The 16650-nt window shown below is 57.6% G+C and carries 13 protein-coding genes and 1 tRNA gene; 1 reads left to right on the forward strand and 13 read right to left on the reverse strand.

Features of this window, described 5'->3' with window-relative positions; genetic code table 11:
- Window positions 1–36: 36 nt before the first annotated feature.
- The 3 genes from AC07X6_RS05850 to AC07X6_RS05860 all read right to left on the reverse strand — a co-directional run bounded on the left by AC07X6_RS05850 (window position 37) and on the right by AC07X6_RS05860 (window position 2508).
- Window positions 37–876, reverse strand: coding sequence for an HDOD domain-containing protein (locus tag AC07X6_RS05850; protein ID WP_230542357.1), 840 nt, complete (start codon window positions 874–876; stop codon window positions 37–39).
- A gap of 76 nt (window positions 877–952) precedes the next feature.
- Complete coding sequence (locus AC07X6_RS05855; RefSeq protein ID WP_230542351.1) at window positions 953–1654, reverse strand: ArsR family transcriptional regulator; 702 nt, start codon at window positions 1652–1654, stop codon at window positions 953–955.
- A gap of 203 nt (window positions 1655–1857) precedes the next feature.
- The gene (locus AC07X6_RS05860; RefSeq protein WP_268994090.1) at window positions 1858–2508 is read right to left on the reverse strand and encodes a TetR/AcrR family transcriptional regulator C-terminal domain-containing protein; all 651 of its coding nucleotides are present in this window, start codon (window positions 2506–2508) and stop codon (window positions 1858–1860) included.
- Window positions 2509–2582: 74 nt separating this feature from the next.
- Here AC07X6_RS05860 and AC07X6_RS05865 point away from each other — a divergent pair, with 74 nt between their 5' ends.
- Window positions 2583–4028 (forward strand): FAD-dependent oxidoreductase, encoded by a 1446-nt coding sequence (locus AC07X6_RS05865; protein WP_494790362.1) that lies wholly within the window; start codon window positions 2583–2585, stop codon window positions 4026–4028.
- A 67-nt stretch (window positions 4029–4095) separates the two neighbouring features.
- Here the strand turns inward: AC07X6_RS05865 and rpoC are convergent, their stop codons facing one another.
- The 10 genes from rpoC to AC07X6_RS05915 form a co-directional block, all read right to left on the reverse strand.
- Complete coding sequence (gene rpoC / locus AC07X6_RS05870) at window positions 4096–8337, reverse strand: DNA-directed RNA polymerase subunit beta' (RefSeq protein ID WP_230542354.1); 4242 nt, start codon at window positions 8335–8337, stop codon at window positions 4096–4098.
- 109 nt (window positions 8338–8446) lie between these two features.
- Window positions 8447–12553, reverse strand: coding sequence for a DNA-directed RNA polymerase subunit beta (gene rpoB, locus AC07X6_RS05875; protein WP_494790363.1), 4107 nt, complete (start codon window positions 12551–12553; stop codon window positions 8447–8449).
- A gap of 241 nt (window positions 12554–12794) precedes the next feature.
- Window positions 12795–13166 (reverse strand): 50S ribosomal protein L7/L12, encoded by a 372-nt coding sequence (gene rplL / locus AC07X6_RS05880; protein WP_070223390.1) that lies wholly within the window; start codon window positions 13164–13166, stop codon window positions 12795–12797.
- 67 nt (window positions 13167–13233) lie between these two features.
- Window positions 13234–13773 (reverse strand): 50S ribosomal protein L10, encoded by a 540-nt coding sequence (rplJ, locus tag AC07X6_RS05885; RefSeq protein WP_034753621.1) that lies wholly within the window; start codon window positions 13771–13773, stop codon window positions 13234–13236.
- A 320-nt stretch (window positions 13774–14093) separates the two neighbouring features.
- Complete coding sequence (gene rplA, locus AC07X6_RS05890; RefSeq protein WP_034753134.1) at window positions 14094–14789, reverse strand: 50S ribosomal protein L1; 696 nt, start codon at window positions 14787–14789, stop codon at window positions 14094–14096.
- Window positions 14789–15223, reverse strand: a complete 435-nt coding sequence (gene rplK / locus AC07X6_RS05895; RefSeq protein WP_034753131.1) for a 50S ribosomal protein L11 — start codon at window positions 15221–15223, stop codon at window positions 14789–14791. The genes rplA and rplK overlap by 1 nt, the downstream gene beginning before the upstream one ends.
- Before the next feature lie 114 nt (window positions 15224–15337).
- Entirely contained in the window at window positions 15338–15964 is a 627-nt protein-coding gene (gene nusG / locus AC07X6_RS05900; RefSeq protein WP_034753130.1) for a transcription termination/antitermination protein NusG, read from the reverse strand.
- Entirely contained in the window at window positions 15964–16347 is a 384-nt protein-coding gene (gene secE, locus AC07X6_RS05905; RefSeq protein WP_010394308.1) for a preprotein translocase subunit SecE, read from the reverse strand. Before secE ends, nusG begins: the two co-directional genes overlap by 1 nt.
- Window positions 16348–16379: 32 nt before the next feature.
- Window positions 16380–16455: transfer RNA gene (locus AC07X6_RS05910), tRNA-Trp, on the reverse strand.
- Window positions 16456–16521: 66 nt separating this feature from the next.
- Window positions 16522–16650: EF-Tu C-terminal domain-related protein (locus AC07X6_RS05915; RefSeq protein ID WP_462938459.1), on the reverse strand; the 129-nt coding region annotated here is incomplete at its 5' end.

Genomic DNA, 16650 nt, shown 5'->3' on the forward strand with positions numbered 1-16650 from the left:
AACGGGCTGCCGTTTTTTTGCCGCTGGCGTTGCCGGCTACACCAGCAGCGCCGCGCTCATCGACCGCACTTCCTCAGCCGATTCGGCCAGGATGCTTTGCAAGGTCTCGTTATCGATAATGAAATCGATGACGGAATCGGAGGGCGTGAGCATTTCCACGTATGTCGCCTGCAACGGCGACGGTACGGGCGACAATTGCTTGGCCAACAACAAGGTATCGAGCAGGGAATCGGGCGGGATGGACAGCAAGCCATCGCGCAAGCCTTCGATGGCTTCGCTGACGGCTTGCGGAATCAGCAGCTTCTTCATGACTTCGCGCGAAATGATTTCCTCGGCCGATTCCATCCAGTGATCGGCATCGTCATCGAGCAAGCCGGGAAACTCATCGGCGCGCGACAAAAGATAAAAACCACCCACCTCATGCACGATACCGGCGAACAGCGCCGTATCGGCATCGATGTGCGTCACGCGGCGGGCCAGCACGTGCGCCAGCGCCGCCACGTGGGCAGTGTGCTCCCACAGCTGCGTCGCCTTCTGGCGCAGGATGGGATCGATGATCTTGCTGCCGAACTGGCGCACCACCATGGCCGCCACCAGCGCGTACAGGTTACGGTAACCCATGCGCATGACGGCCGCGCGCACGCTGGTCACGGGCGCCGCATCGCCGCGGCTGTACACGGCCGAATTGGCCAAGGCCACGGTGCGCGCCGCCAGCAGGGGCTCGGCCAGTACCAGTTTGATCGCGTGGTCGATATGGCAGTCTGGCTCCGCCAATGCCAATTGCAATTGCAACGCGGAATTAACACTCGTGGGGAAGCTTAATTCTCCCCGCACTGCCTGGGAAACAATTAAACCGAAAGCCTGCAGTTTATTCATCATACGATCAATCCGCCTCAGATATTTTTCTAGCCATCAATTTCATGTATCTGAAATCGAATGCCAGACCCGGCCTTTAGAATATAGATGGCATGCCATTCGCCTGCATTGAAGAATCTGGCAATGCCAGCGCATGCAATAGCGATTCATCACCGATGACAAACAACTTCGGCTGCTGTAATACCTGCAGCAGAAATGGCTGGCCTTCCCGCAACCGCCGGCGATAATCGGCCAGCGTATAGAGATTGGGATTGATTTTACGCCTTAAGGTTCGCTCGGCCGGGGCCAATCCCGTTAACAGGTCGCCATAGTTGGCTTCTTCGCCCACCAGCAACAAATCGATGGCGCTGCCAGGCAGGTCCTGTCCCTTCGCCGTGGCGCCCGACACGAATGCCAGGTGCAACTGGGCGCGCAAGGGCGCCAGGGTGCCACTGAGGACGCCGACGATGCCAAAGGTTTTCTGCACCAGTCCGCTCAACTCCGGATACACGAGGCTTTCCTTGTTGGGCCAGAAGCGCCGCACATTGCCGATCCGCTCCGACGTGATCAGGCCGGACTCATGCAGCCGGCGCAGTTCCCGCTGCGCCGACGCGCTGCCCAGCCCCGTCAAGCGCATGATCTCGTTCAAGTGAAAGCCTTCATTCACGCGGACAAAGAGCAAGCCCAGCAGTTTCTGCTGGGCGGGAGTAAACAGGGCTTGGGCTATCATGCGCCAGATCTTAGCATGAATAAACTGATAATTAGCGTTGTACGTCCATGGCGGGTATTTGCGCAACACGTGTGCGGCCGCGGACCCGTGCGGGCCATGCCGGCTGTAGCCGGCATGGCAGGACAGGCCACGGCACGATTCGCAATGGTGCCGATGAGGGAGGTCAATGTGAGTGCTTACTACAAGGTGGACAAGGCAACAGTAAAATATGCGGGAAAGAATGAATGTATTTGAATATATTCGACAATAACGGTATCCAGATGCCCGATGGATTAACTATATATACCTTGATTCATTTTAATTTTTTCCTGCAAACCGATCATAATCAAATCAAGTCCCGCATTAAAACGATCGTCGATTTCCGCATTAAAAATGGCATCCATAGAAGCGAGCACGTGTGGATAACGGTCGGCCGCCATGGCGGCAAAATCGGCACGCCGGTTCGATAAGGCATTCATGGCAGCGCTTCCCGGTCCCGTGCCTTGCGCTTCCATGACAAAACCGAGCACATAATATAGCAGCGTAAATGCGCTCCAGCTGGCCAGTTTCTCCGATGCCCCAGCTGCACGCATGGGGCCGATTAAAGCTTCGGCGACGCGAAACACGTTTTCCGATATCACATAGGTGCCGCCAAAGACGCGCACGCCATCGCGGCGGGCGGATAAAGCCGCGCGCATTTGCGCCGCCACCTGGCGCAGCCGCGATTCCCAGCCAGCATCCCCATCGACGTTCCTTGCCACGTCTTCGATCAGCACGTCGGCCATGCCATCGAGCAAAGCCTGCTTGTTCGCAAAATGCCAGTACAACGAAGCGGCCTTGATGCTCATCGCGTCGGCCAGGCGACGCATGGTCAAGCCCTCGATACCCACTTCGTCCAGCAGCTCGAGCGCCCTGGCCACCACGGCGTCGCGTTGAATTTTCATTTCTTTTTCCTTGAAACTCTAACGCCGTTAGTTTACCATTTTACACAGACTAACAACGTTAGATTGAGAGTGACATGCACAATAGCGATATCGAAGTCATCATCGTGGGAGCCGGCCCCGTCGGCCTGACCCTGGCCTGCGAATTGCGCCTGGCCGGCATCCGCGTGGCCGTCCTGGAGCGGCGGCCGCAACGCAGCGCGCATTCGCGCGCGCTGACCATCCATGGACGCACCTTGGAAATGCTGGGCTTGCGGGGTCTGGACCGGCGCTTTGTCGCGCTGGGCACGTCCTTTTCCAGCGGCCATTATGCGGGCCTCGATACCCGGCTCGACTTTTCCGGCTTCGACACGCCCCATCCCTACACCTTGTTCCTGCCACAAAGCACGACGGAGCGCCTGCTGGAAGAGCAATTGCTGGAAGATGGCGTGGCGATTGTTCGCGGCGCGCTCGTTGAGCAGACACAGCAGGATGCTGATGGCGTCACGGTGGCCGGCACGCTCGACGGCGCCCCGTTTTGCCTGCGTGCCCGTTACCTGGTCGGCGCCGATGGCGGTCGCAGCCTCGTGCGCCAGCAGGCGGGCATCGCCTTCGACGGCGTCGCGGCCACCTGCAGCATGCTCATGGGCGATGTACAGCTGCGTCATCCGCCCGCCTCACCCATGCTGTCTCTGACGAACGCAGCGGGCAGCCTGATGATCGTGCCGCTGGGGCATGGCCGCCACCGCGTCATCGCCATGAATGCGCGCCATCCCCAAGCCGTGGCAGCGGAACCGGCCACCATGGAGGAATTGTCGCAGGCCAGCACGGCCATCGCGGACTACGATTTCGGCCTGCATGACGCCAGTTGGTTGTCGCGCTTCAGCGACGAAACACGGCTGGCGCGGCGCTACCGCCAGGGCCGCGTCTTCCTGGCCGGCGATGCCGCCCACATCCACATGCCGGCTGGTGGCCAGGGCATGAACGTGGGTATGCAGGACGCGATGAACCTGGGCTGGAAGCTGGCAGGCGTACTCAAGGGCTATGCACCGGACAGCCTGCTCGACAGCTACCATGCGGAGCGCCATCCCGTTGGCGTGTCCTTGCAGCACAATACGCTCGCGCAAACAGCCATGCTGACGCGTTTTGACGAACGCACCCTGGCCCTGCGCGCCAGCATCAGCGACATGCTGGCGCAGCCGGACGTGAACCGTTCGCTGGCCAGCGAGTTGTCCGGCTTTGGCGTGCGCTATCCCGTCCCGCTGGCCTCTGACGCCAGCACCGGCAACGCAGACTGGAGCGGCCAGCGCGTGCCCGACTGGCTGCTGCGCCTGGCCGACGGCACGGCCGTCGGTATCCATGAACTGCTGCACGCAGGAAAATGGCTGCAGCTGGCCGTTGGCGATGTCGCCCACGCGGCACAGCCGTATCGTTTCGATGTGGCCTGGCTTACTTCGTTGACGATCAAACCCGGCTGCCCGCAACTGGCCGGCATCAAAAGCCTGCTGATCCGGCCCGACGGTTACGCGGACCACGCGGTCTGATTGACTTATCTCAAGACAAAAAAAAACGGCACCCGAAGGTGCCGTTTTTGTCAGCTGGCAGCGTAGATTACGCTTCGTCGCCGTGGTGTTGCTGGGTCTCGATATCCTGCAGCGCTTCGGCAGCTTCGCCGGCCATCGAGGCTTTCTCGGCCAGCAGCAGTGCTTGACGCTCTTCCACTTCCCACGCTTCTTTCTCTTTGCGTGCACGGTGGAAGGCCAGGCCCGTACCGCCAGGGATCAGGCGGCCGACGATGACGTTCTCTTTCAGGCCGCGCAGACCATCGCGCTTGCCCATGATCGCCGCTTCGGTCAGCACGCGGGTGGTTTCCTGGAACGATGCGGCCGAGATGAACGAATCGGTCGACAGCGATGCCTTGGTAATACCCAGCAAGACGTTCTCGTAGGTCGCAGGAATCTTGTTCTCCGACGTTACGCGATCGTTCTCGTCCAGCAGTTCCGAACGCTCTACCTGCTCGCCAACGATGTAGTTGGTGTCGCCGGCATTGACGATCTGCACGCGGCGCAGCATCTGACGCACGATGACTTCGATGTGCTTGTCATTGATCTTCACGCCTTGCAGACGGTACACGTCCTGCACTTCGTCAACGATGTAGCGGGCCAGCGCTTCGATACCCAGCAGGCGCAGGATGTCTTGCGGATCGGCCGGGCCGTCCACGATCATCTCGCCCTTGTTCACGACTTGGCCGTCATGCACCAGCACTTGTTTGTCCTTGGTGATCAAGAACTCATGCTTGTTGCCGTCCATGTCCGTGATTTCCAGACGCTGCTTGCCCTTGGTTTCTTTACCGAACGCAACCGTACCCGTGACTTCCGCCAGCATACCGGCATCTTTCGGCGAGCGCGCCTCGAACAGTTCAGCAACGCGTGGCAGACCACCGGTAATATCGCGCGTTTTTTGCGATTCGGTCGGGATACGTGCCAGCACTTCACCCACCGATACCTGTTGACCGTCCTTGACCATGATCAACGCGCCGACCTGGAAACCGATCGCCACCGAGTGTTCGGTGCCGGCGATCTTGACTTCTTCGTTCGCGTCGTTGATCAGCTTGACTTGCGGACGCAGGGTCTTGGTCAGCGAACCGCGACGTTTCGCATCGATCGCCACCAAGGTGGACAGACCAGTCACTTCGTCGACCTGACGGGCCACGGTGACGCCTTCTTCGACGTTCTCGAAACGCACTTGACCGGCGTATTCGGTAATGATCGGACGGGTCAGCGGATCCCACGTTGCCAGGGCCGTACCGGCCTTGATGACCATGCCGTCCTTGACGATCAGGGTCGCGCCGTACGGTACTTTATGACGCTCACGCTCACGGCCATGGTCGTCGGTGATCAGCACTTCGCCGGAACGGGAAATGACGATTTGCGCGCCCTTGCCGTTCGTCACGTAACGCATGGTTGCCGTGAAGCGGATGGTACCGTTCGACTTGGCTTCCACCGACGATGCCACTGCCGCACGCGATGCCGCACCACCAATGTGGAACGTACGCATGGTCAGCTGGGTACCCGGTTCACCAATCGACTGCGCTGCCACCACACCGACGGCTTCGCCCGCGTTGACCAGCATGCCGCGGCCCAGGTCGCGGCCATAGCACTTGGCGCACAGGCCGAAGCGCGTGTCGCAAGTCAGTGGCGTGCGGACCTTGACTTCATCGATGGACAGACGCTCGATCTCTTCGACCATGTCTTCATCCATCAGGGTGCCGGCGTCATACAGGGTTTCCTGGGTTTCAGGGTTGACGACGTCATGCACCACGACGCGGCCGAGGATACGGTCGCGCAACGGTTCGATGACTTCACCACCTTCGACCAGGGCCTTCATGACGGTACCGTTCATGGTGCCGCAATCGTCCTCGATCACCACCAAGTCTTGCGTCACGTCGACCAGACGACGCGTCAGGTAACCGGAGTTCGCCGTTTTCAGCGCCGTATCGGCCAGACCTTTACGCGCACCGTGGGTCGAAATGAAGTACTGCAACACGTTCAGACCTTCGCGGAAGTTCGCGGTAATCGGCGTTTCGATAATCGAACCATCCGGTTTCGCCATCAGACCACGCATACCGGCCAACTGGCGAATCTGGGCTGCGGAACCGCGCGCGCCGGAGTCGGCCATCATGTAAATGGCGTTGAACGATTCTTGCGTCGACTGGGTGCCGTCGCGGCGCACTACGTCTTCGACTTTCAGCTGGTCCATCATGGCCTTGCCGACTTCATCCGAGGTCTTGCCCCAGATATCGACGACCTTGTTGTAACGCTCGCCGGCGGTCACGAGACCCGAGGCGTATTGCTGTTCGATCTGCTTGACTTCCGATTCGGCCGTCGCGATCAGGGTGACTTTTTGCGGCGGTACCAGCATGTCGTCGACACAGATCGAGATACCGGCGCGTGTCGCCAGGCGGAAACCCGATTGCATCAGTTTGTCTGCAAACACCACGGTGGCGCGCAGGCCGCACTTGCGGAACGACGTGTTGATCAGCTTGGAAATTTCTTTCTTTTTCAGCGCGCGGTTCAGGACGGAGAACGGCAGGCCTTTCGGCAGAATTTCCGACAGGATCGCACGGCCGATCGTCGTTTCGTAACGCGTTACCGTTTTCTCGAATTCGCCCGTTTCGGCGTTTTTCGGGTATTCGGTAATACGCACGGTGACGCGGGTCGTCAGTTCGACTTCCTTGTTATCGTAGGCGCGGATCACTTCCGACACGTCAGGGAACATCATCCCTTCGTTCTTCGCATTGATCGCTTCGCGGGTCGCGTAGTACAGACCCAGCACGATATCCTGGGAAGGCACGATCGATGGTTCGCCGTTCGATGGGAACAGGATGTTGTTCGATGCCAGCATCAGGGTGCGTGCTTCCATCTGCGCTTCGATCGACAGAGGAACGTGGACCGCCATTTGGTCACCGTCAAAGTCGGCGTTGAATGCGGCGCAGACGAGCGGGTGCAATTGGATGGCCTTGCCTTCAATCAGGACTGGCTCGAATGCCTGGATACCCAGGCGGTGCAGCGTAGGTGCGCGGTTCAACATGATCGGATGTTCACGGATCACGTCTTCCAGGATGTCCCACACGACCGGTTCCTGGATCTCGACCAGCTTTTTGGCGGCCTTGATCGTGGTAGCCAGACCCATCAGTTCCAGTTTATTGAAAATGAATGGTTTGAACAGTTCCAGCGCCATCAGTTTCGGCAAGCCGCACTGATGCAGTTTCAATTGCGGGCCCACGACGATGACCGAACGACCGGAGTAATCGACGCGTTTGCCCAGCAAGTTTTGACGGAAACGGCCGCCCTTGCCCTTGATCATCTCTGCCAAGGACTTCAGCGGACGCTTGTTGGCGCCGGTCATCGCTTTGCCGCGACGGCCGTTGTCCAGCAGCGAATCGACCGCTTCTTGCAGCATGCGCTTTTCGTTGCGCGTGATGATCTCTGGAGCGCGCAGCTCCATCAGGCGTTTCAGACGGTTGTTACGGTTGATGACGCGGCGATACAGATCGTTCAGATCCGAGGTCGCGAAACGGCCACCGTCCAGCGGTACCAGCGGACGCAGTTCCGGCGGCAGCACCGGCAGCACTTCCATGATCATCCAGTCAGGCTTGATGCCCGAACGCTGGAACGCTTCCAGCACTTTCAGGCGCTTCGCGTATTTCTTGATCTTGGCTTCGGATTTCGATTCCTTCAGTTCCACGCGCAGAGTTTCGGCATCGCGGTGGATGTCGATCGAGCGCAGCAGTTCACGGATACCTTCGGCGCCCATGAAGGCGGTGAAGTCGTCGCCGTACTCTTCGTACTTGGCGGCGTAGTCGTCTTCCGACATGATCTGACACTTCTTCAGCGGGGTCATGCCTGGATCGGTCACGACGTATGCTTCAAAGTACAGCACGCGTTCGATGTCCCGCAGGGTCATGTCCAGGACCATGCCCAGACGCGACGGCAGCGACTTCAGGAACCAGATGTGCGCGGTAGGCGAAGCCAGTTCGATGTGGCCCATGCGCTCGCGGCGCACCTTGGCCAGCGTGACTTCGACGCCGCACTTTTCGCAGATCACGCCGCGGTGTTTCAGGCGCTTGTACTTGCCGCACAGGCATTCGTAATCCTTGATCGGGCCAAAGATCTTGGCGCAGAACAGGCCGTCGCGCTCAGGCTTGAAGGTACGGTAGTTGATGGTTTCCGGCTTCTTGACTTCGCCGTAGGACCACGAACGGATTTTCTCAGGCGAAGCGAGACCGATCTTGATTGCATCGAAGGTCTCGTTGGTCTGTACTTGCTTGAATAGATCGAGCAGTGCTTTCATGTATCACTCCAGAGGTGATTAAATTTCTATATTCCTGAGACTACATTGCCCGGCGTGGTTTCCCAGCCGGGCTTTGTGTTTCCCAAACCAAATGACAGGGTGCTGTCGTTTAGTTGCGTTCGAGGTCGATATCGATACCCAGCGAACGGATTTCCTTGACCAGCACGTTGAACGATTCCGGCATGCCGGCATCGATCACGTGGTCGCCCTTGACGAGGTTCTCGTACACTTTGGTACGGCCATTCACGTCATCGGACTTGACGGTCAACATCTCTTGCAAGACATACGACGCGCCATACGCTTCCAGTGCCCAGACTTCCATCTCACCGAAACGCTGACCACCGAACTGGGCTTTACCGCCCAGTGGCTGTTGCGTCACCAGCGAGTAAGGACCGGTCGAACGCGCATGCATCTTGTCATCGACCAAGTGATGCAGTTTCAGCATGTGCATGACGCCGACAGTAACCTTGCGCTCGAACGCTTCACCGGTGCGACCGTCATACATGGTCACCTGGTTTTTCGACGCGGTCATGCCCAGGTTCTTGGCGATGTCGTCCGGATACGCCAGGTCCAGCATGCGGCGGATCTCTTCTTCATTCGCGCCATCGAACACTGGCGTGGCGAACGGAACACCTTTTTTCAGGTTTTCCGCCAGCTTCATGATTTCTTCGTCGTCGAAGTTGTCCAGCTCTTCCGCGCGGCCGTTGTCGTTGTAGATCGTCGTCAGGTACTTGCGCACTTGTTCGACCTTGGTTTGCGCCTTCAACATTTCGCCGATGCGGATACCCAGACCCTTGGCAGCCCAGCCCAAGTGCGTCTCGAGAATCTGACCAACGTTCATCCGCGAAGGAACGCCCAGCGGGTTCAGCACAACGTCGGCTGGCGTGCCGTCGGCCATGTATGGCATGTCTTCCACAGGAACAATACGGGAAACCACACCCTTGTTACCGTGGCGACCTGCCATCTTGTCGCCCGACTGCAGGCGGCGTTTCACGGCCAGGTAGACCTTGACCATTTTTTGCACGCCTGGTTGCAGCTCATCGCCTTGCGTCAGTTTCTTGCGCTTCTCTTCGAAGGCCAGGTCGAACTGGTGACGCTTCTCGTTGATCGATTCCTTGATCGCTTCCAGCGCTACCGCGGCATCGTCGTCCGCAGGGCGGATGTCGAACCAGTGGTATTTGTCCAGATCGGCCAGGTATTCCTTGGTGATCTTGGCGCCTTTGGCCAGCTTTTTCGGGCCGCCGTTGACGACTTTGCCGATCAGCATTTTTTCCAGACGCTGGAAGGCATCGCCTTCCACGATACGCATCTGGTCGTTCAAGTCCAGACGGAAGCGTTTCAGTTCGTCATCGATAATTTGCTGGGCACGCTTGTCGCGCACGATGCCTTCACGGGTGAAGACTTGCACGTCGATCACGGTACCGATCATGCCCGAAGGCACGCGCAGCGAGGTGTCTTTCACGTCCGACGCTTTTTCGCCGAAGATCGCGCGCAGCAGCTTCTCTTCCGGGGTCAGCTGGGTTTCGCCTTTTGGCGTCACTTTACCGACCAGGGTGTCGCCTGCTTGCACTTCCGCGCCGATGTAGACGATACCGGACTCATCCAGACGTGCCAGCTGATTTTCAGCCAGGTTCGAGATGTCGCGCGTAATTTCTTCCGCGCCCAGTTTCGTGTCACGGGCCACCACCGACAACTCTTCGATGTGAATCGAGGTGTAGCGGTCGTCCTTGACGACGTTTTCCGAGATCAGGATCGAATCTTCGAAGTTCAGACCATTCCATGGCATGAAGGCCACGGTCATGTTCTGGCCCAGCGCCAATTCACCCAGGTCGGTCGATGCGCCGTCGGCGATCACGTCGCGCTTGGCGACGCGGTCGCCCACTTGCACGATAGGACGCTGATTGATGTTGGTGTTCTGGTTCGAACGGGTGTACTTGATCAGGTTGTAGATGTCGACGCCCACTTCACCAGCTTGCGCTTCGTCATCGTTGACGCGAATCACGACACGGCCCGCATCGATGTAATCGACGATACCGCCACGCAGGGCTTGCACAGTGGTGCCCGAGTCGACCGCAACGGTGCGTTCGATACCGGTACCGACCAGCGCTTTTTCCGGACGCAAGCAAGGCACAGCCTGGCGTTGCATGTTGGCGCCCATCAATGCACGGTTCGCATCATCGTGTTCGAGGAACGGAATCAGCGAGGCAGCGACGGAAACGATCTGGCCCGGCGCCACGTCCATGTACTGGATGCGCTCTGGGGATACCAGGATGGTTTCGCCGGCTTCACGGGCCGAGACCAGTTCATCGGACAGCATGCCTTCGTCGTTGATGGTCGCATTCGCCTGGGCGATGATGTAGCGGCCTTCTTCGATGGCGGACAGGTAGTCGATCTGATCGGTAATCTTGGAGCCTTCGACCTTGCGGTACGGGGTTTCCAGGAAGCCGTATTCATTCAGGCGGGCGTACAGAGCCAGCGAGTTGATCAGACCAATGTTCGGACCTTCCGGTGTCTCGATCGGGCAGACGCGGCCGTAGTGGGTCGGATGCACGTCGCGCACTTCAAAGCCGGCGCGTTCGCGTGTCAGACCGCCGGGTCCCAGAGCCGATACGCGGCGCTTGTGGGTAATTTCCGACAGAGGATTGGTTTGGTCCATGAACTGCGACAGCTGGGACGAACCGAAGAACTCGCGAATCGCGGCCGAAATCGGCTTCGAGTTGATCAGGTCATGCGGCATCAGGTTGTCCGCTTCTGCTTGGCCGAGGCGTTCCTTGACGGCGCGCTCAACACGCACCAGGCCGGCGCGGAATTGATTCTCGGCCAGTTCGCCCACGCAACGTACGCGACGGTTACCCAGGTGATCGATATCGTCGACTTCGCCGCGGCCATTGCGCAGTTCCACCAGGATCTTGATCACGGCCAGTACGTCTTCGTTCGACAGGGTCATGGCGCCGGTCAGTTCATCGCGGCCAATGCGGCGGTTGAACTTCATGCGGCCCACGGCCGACAGGTCGTAGCGGTCCGAGTTGTAGAACAGGCCATTGAACAGCGCTTCAACGGAGTCTTCCGTTGGCGGTTCGCCTGGACGCATCATGCGGTAGATCGCCACTTTCGCCGCCATCTGGTCGGCGGTGTCGTCGATACGCAGGGTTTGCGAGATGTAGGCGCCCTGATCCAGGTCGTTGGTGTACAAGGTCTGGATTTCGGCAATGTTGGCGTCGCGCAGGCGGCCCAACAAATCTTCCGTCAGCTCATCGTTCGCGGAAGCGACGACTTCGCCGGTGTCGCCATCGACGATGTTCTTCGCCAATACGCGGCCCAGCAGGTAGTCTTCCGGTACGGAAATGTGCTTGATGCCGGCAGCTTCGATATCACGCACGTGTTTCGCGTTGATACGCTTGTCTTTCAGCACCAGGGTCTTGCCCGACTTGTCGACGATGTCGAAACGCGCCACTTCGCCGCGCAGACGCTCGGAGACGAATTCCATTTCCGCGCCTTCGGAGCGCAGGTTGAAATTGTCGAAGACGAAGAAGTTTGCCAGGATTTGCTCATGCGACATGCCGATTGCTTTGAGCAAAATCGTCACGGGCATCTTGCGGCGGCGGTCGACGCGGAAGAACAGGATGTCTTTCGGGTCGAACTCGAAGTCCAGCCACGAACCGCGGTAAGGAATGATACGCGCGGAGAACAGCAGCTTGCCGGACGAGTGAGTCTTGCCGCGGTCGTGCTCGAAGAACACGCCAGGCGAACGGTGCAACTGGGAAACGATAACCCGCTCCGTGCCGTTGATGACGAACGAACCGGTGGTCGTCATGAGCGGCAATTCGCCCATGTAGACTTCCTGTTCCTTCATCTCTTTGACGACGGGCTTGGTTGGCGATTCCTTGTCCAGGATCACCAGGCGCACTTTCGCGCGCAGCGGCGACGCGAACGTCAGGCCACGTTGTTGACATTCTTTGACGTCAAAGGCAGGATCGCCCAGAACGTACGACAAGAATTCGAGACGCGCAAAACCATTGTGCGACACGATAGGGAAAATCGAGGTGAAAGCCGACTGCAGGCCATCATTCTTGCGGCCGGACGGTGCTATGTCCTCTTGCAAGAAGCTATGATAAGACTCGAGCTGGGTCGCCAGCAGGAACGGAACGTGGTGAACGTTGGCGCGCTTCGCGAATGATTTGCGAATGCGTTTCTTCTCAGTAAATGAGTAGTGCATGGACACTCCGTGAGTGACAGAAAGGATAGAAAATTCAGGTTTTGCAAGTGTTCGTTTGCACCGCTGCGTGTGACACAGACGAAACCTCAAGGCTCTGCTTTCCGGCTTGAATCGAATAAAAACTGCTACAACTACATGACAAATACGATGCAGACGACAAAGGAGCCAAAGTCGGATTTCCCCCCTTGCGAGGGGAAACCTCAGACTTTGACTCGGGCGCTAACTGACGCCAGTACAGATATTACTTCATCGAAGCGGTTGCGCCGGCTTCAACCAGTTTCTTCACTGCAGCTTCAGCGTCAGCTTTCGACACTGCTTCTTTTACAGTTTTTGGTGCGCCGTCGACCAGGTCTTTAGCTTCTTTCAAGCCCAGGCCGGTGATTTCGCGAACTGCTTTAATGACGCCAACTTTGTTTGCGCCGAAGGTGTCCAGAACAACGTTGAACTCGGTTTGCTCTTCAGCAGCTGCTGCTGGGCCTGCTGCAGGACCGGCCGAAGCCATCGCTGCTGCGGACACGCCGAATTTTTCTTCGAATGCTTTAACCAGGTCGTTCAGGTCCATTACGGACATGGCGCTAACTGCTTCCAGGATATCGTCTTTGCTAATTGCCATTTTGAAACTCCTAAATTTATTACGTTAGTTACATCAGATTGGTACTGAGAGAAAAAAGCGCGCGCAATTAAGCGGCTGCTGGGGCTTCTTCTGCTGCTGCTTCTGCAGGAGCTTCGGCGCCTTCGCCTTTTTTCGCTGCCAGGGCAGCCAGACCACGTGCAAAGCCCGAAACCGGAGCCAGCATAACGCCCAACAACTGCGAAATGAGGACTTCACGGCTAGGAATGCTCGCCAACGCGGTGACAGCAGCTGTATCCAGCGGCTTGCCTGCGTAGTTACCTGCTTTGATGACCAGTTTGTCGTTGGTTTTAGCGAAGTCAGCGATGACTTTAGCTGCTGCAACGGCATCGGCCGAGATCGAGTAGATCAACGGGCCGGTCATGGCATCTGCCAGGCTGGCGAATGCGGTACCTTCAACGGAGCGACGAGCCAGAGTGTTTTTCAACACACGCAGGTACACGCCTTGGGCACGCGCTTTAGCACGCAGTTGCGTCAAGTGACCAACCTGGATGCCACGATATTCGGCCACGACGATCGTTTGCGCATTTGCTACTTGTGCGGAAACTTCGGCGACGACGGCCTTTTTGTCATTCAGATTGAGACTCACGGTCAACCTCCTTAAATGATGTTCGGCAATCACAACCGAGTGGTTGAGCGCCTTGCATCGGTTCGAACACGGCGTCCGAAGTCAAGAAGTACTAAACTGAGCGGATGGATTCACGCAGCATGAGGACTACAAAACTTGTTCGGGTACACCATCTGCGTTGGGCACTTGCCGTTGCCGGCAAGCCTATTAACCTTCTGCATGTGCGATCGCAGTCGGCCCAACGGTCTTTGATTGTCTGCCTGCCTGGTGCGGACACCGGGCAGACAGCCCAAAGATGCGCCCGCAGCGCCCGAAGGCGCTACAGGACTTGATTCTGTTACTTAAGCTGCCAGGCTAGCCTGGTCAACACGGACGCCAGCGCCCATGGTCGACGACAGCGAAACTTTGCGCAGGTACACGCCTTTGCTCGATGCTGGCTTGGCTTTGTTCAGTGCGTCGATCAGTGCGACCAGATTCGATTTCAGATCTGCGTCAGCGAACGATTTACGGCCGATGGTAGCGTGGATGATACCGGATTTGTCGGTACGGTACTGAACTTGACCGGCTTTCGCGTTTTTCACGGCGGTAGCGACGTCAGGAGTAACAGTGCCGACTTTCGGGTTAGGCATCATGCCGCGTGGGCCCAGGATCTGGCCCAGGGTACCAACGATACGCATGGTATCTGGCGAAGCGATAACGATGTCGAAAGGCATGTCGCCGGCTTTGATCTGCTCAGCCAGGTCTTCCATACCAACGATGTCGGCGCCAGCTGCTTTGGCAGCTTCCGCTTTTTCGCCCGACGCGAATACTGCCACGCGTACGGTTTTGCCGGTACCAGCTGGCAGAACGACGGAGCCGCGCACCACTTGGTCGGATTTCTTAGGATCAACACCCAGTTGTACCGATACGTCGATCGATTCATTGAACTTGGCCGTTGCGCACTCTTTGATCAGAGCGACAGCGTTGTCGAAAGCGTACACTTTGGTACGGTCGACTTTGGCTTTCAAAGCCTTGATACGTTTGGATAACTTAGCCATTATACAACACCTTCCACCGTGATACCAATCGAACGAGCGGAACCAGCGATGGTGCGTACAGCAGCATCCATGTCGGCAGCGGTCAGATCAGGGGTTTTCAATTTAGCGATTTCTTCAGCTTGTGCGCGGGTCAGCGTACCGACTTTGTCGGTATGTGGCTTCGGCGAACCTTTGGTGATCGCAGCAGCTTTTTTGATCAGGTAGGTTGCTGGAGGCGTCTTCATCACGAACGTGAAGGACTTGTCCGCAAATGCGGTGATCACGACTGGAATCGGCATGCCTGGCTCCAGACCTTGGGTCTGTGCATTGAAGGCCTTGCAGAATTCCATGATGTTCAGACCACGTTGACCCAGAGCTGGACCGATTGGTGGGGATGGGTTTGCTTTACCAGCTGGCACTTGCAGCTTGATAAAACCAATGATTTTCTTTGCCATGATGGCTCCTATCTTGGATTGAGTAGTAGCGCCCCGCCGATCCTACCCTGGCGGGGCTCCTCTGACCGGATTTCGCTGAGACCGCTGCGGCGCTCCTGGTGGCGCTGATACAACTTAAACTTTTTCGACCTGGCCGAATTCGAGCTCTACCGGGGTAGCGCGGCCGAAAATGGTGACCGAGACGCGCACTTTGGATTTCTCGTAATTGACTTCTTCGACATTGCCGTTGAAATCGGTGAACGGACCATCCTTGATACGTACCTGCTCGCCCACCTCGTACAAGGTTTTTGGACGGGGCTTCTCGACACCCTCTTGCATCTGCTTCATGATGCCGTCGATTTCGCGCGCGGAGATCGGCGTCGGCTTGTTCGACTTGCCACCGATGAAACCGGTAACCTTGCTGGTGTTCTTGACCAAGTGCCAGCTCTCGTCCGTCATTTCCATTTCAACCAGCACATAGCCAGGATAGAAACGACGTTCGGTGACGGACTTCACGCCATTCTTGACTTCGACAACTTCTTCGATCGGCACCAGGATCTGGCCGAACTGGTCTTGCATGCCCGCGCGCTCGATGCGCTCGGTCAGTGCGCGCATGACGCTTTTTTCCATGCCGGAATAAGCATGCACGACATACCAGCGCTTGCTGCTCACTGGCACGCTCAGCGCTGCACCAGTATCCGCTACCGGAGCGTCGCCCGGAACGGACTCGTCCGCCGCTTCATCATGCACATTTTCGCTCATTATTTTTTCCAACCCAGAATTACGTCATACAACAAAAACTCGAGCAATTTATCCGTGCCCCACAGGAAAATCGCCATGACCAGCACAAAGGCAAACACGATCGCAGTAATCTGCGTGGCTTCTTTGCGGGTAGGCCAAACGACTTTCTTGGTTTCGCGCACAGCTTCTTTGGCGAAATTGAGAAATTCACGGCCGGTCGTCGAGACATACAAGAGCGCAACAGCAATAACCAAACCAGCCACAAGCGCGCTTGCACGCACCAGAGCTGGTTGGCCTGCCAGGTAATAAAACCCGACTACTCCTGCAATCGCAGCCACTATTGCCAGCGCGACTTTTATCTTGTCACTCGACGTGCTAACGGTTTGCACGGATTGATTTGACATTTTTCTACTTTCGGTGCCCTGCACCTTGACGGTGGCAGGGACGGAGGGCATCGAACCCCCAACCTTCGGTTTTGGAGACCGACGCTCTGCCAATTGAGCTACGTCCCTACGTAAAACTTTCGAGGAGTGCTATTCTACCACCCAGGACGCCCCGGGTGGAAGCATAACATTTCCTTATGCGATGATTTTTGCAACCACGCCGGCGCCGACGGTACGGCCGCCTTCGCGGATAGCGAAGCGCAGACCTTCTTCCATCGCGATCGGGTTGATCAGCTTGACGGTGATCGACACGTTATCGCCTGG

The organism is Janthinobacterium sp. GW460-12-1-14-LB5, from assembly GCF_059423585.1.

Coding starts and splice junctions, on each gene's coding strand:
- secE (WP_010394308.1), bottom strand. CDS start 16,347: ATGTCAAATCAATCCGTGCAAACCGTTAGCACGTCGAGTGACAAGATA.
- rpoC (WP_230542354.1), bottom strand. CDS start 8,337: ATGAAAGCACTGCTCGATCTATTCAAGCAAGTACAGACCAACGAGACC.
- AC07X6_RS05865 (WP_494790362.1), top strand. CDS start 2,583: ATGCACAATAGCGATATCGAAGTCATCATCGTGGGAGCCGGCCCCGTC.
- rpoB (WP_494790363.1), bottom strand. CDS start 12,553: ATGCACTACTCATTTACTGAGAAGAAACGCATTCGCAAATCATTCGCG.
- rplL (WP_070223390.1), bottom strand. CDS start 13,166: ATGGCAATTAGCAAAGACGATATCCTGGAAGCAGTTAGCGCCATGTCC.
- AC07X6_RS05860 (WP_268994090.1), bottom strand. CDS start 2,508: ATGAAAATTCAACGCGACGCCGTGGTGGCCAGGGCGCTCGAGCTGCTG.
- rplK (WP_034753131.1), bottom strand. CDS start 15,223: ATGGCAAAGAAAATCATTGGTTTTATCAAGCTGCAAGTGCCAGCTGGT.
- rplA (WP_034753134.1), bottom strand. CDS start 14,789: ATGGCTAAGTTATCCAAACGTATCAAGGCTTTGAAAGCCAAAGTCGAC.
- nusG (WP_034753130.1), bottom strand. CDS start 15,964: ATGAGCGAAAATGTGCATGATGAAGCGGCGGACGAGTCCGTTCCGGGC.
- AC07X6_RS05850 (WP_230542357.1), bottom strand. CDS start 876: ATGAATAAACTGCAGGCTTTCGGTTTAATTGTTTCCCAGGCAGTGCGG.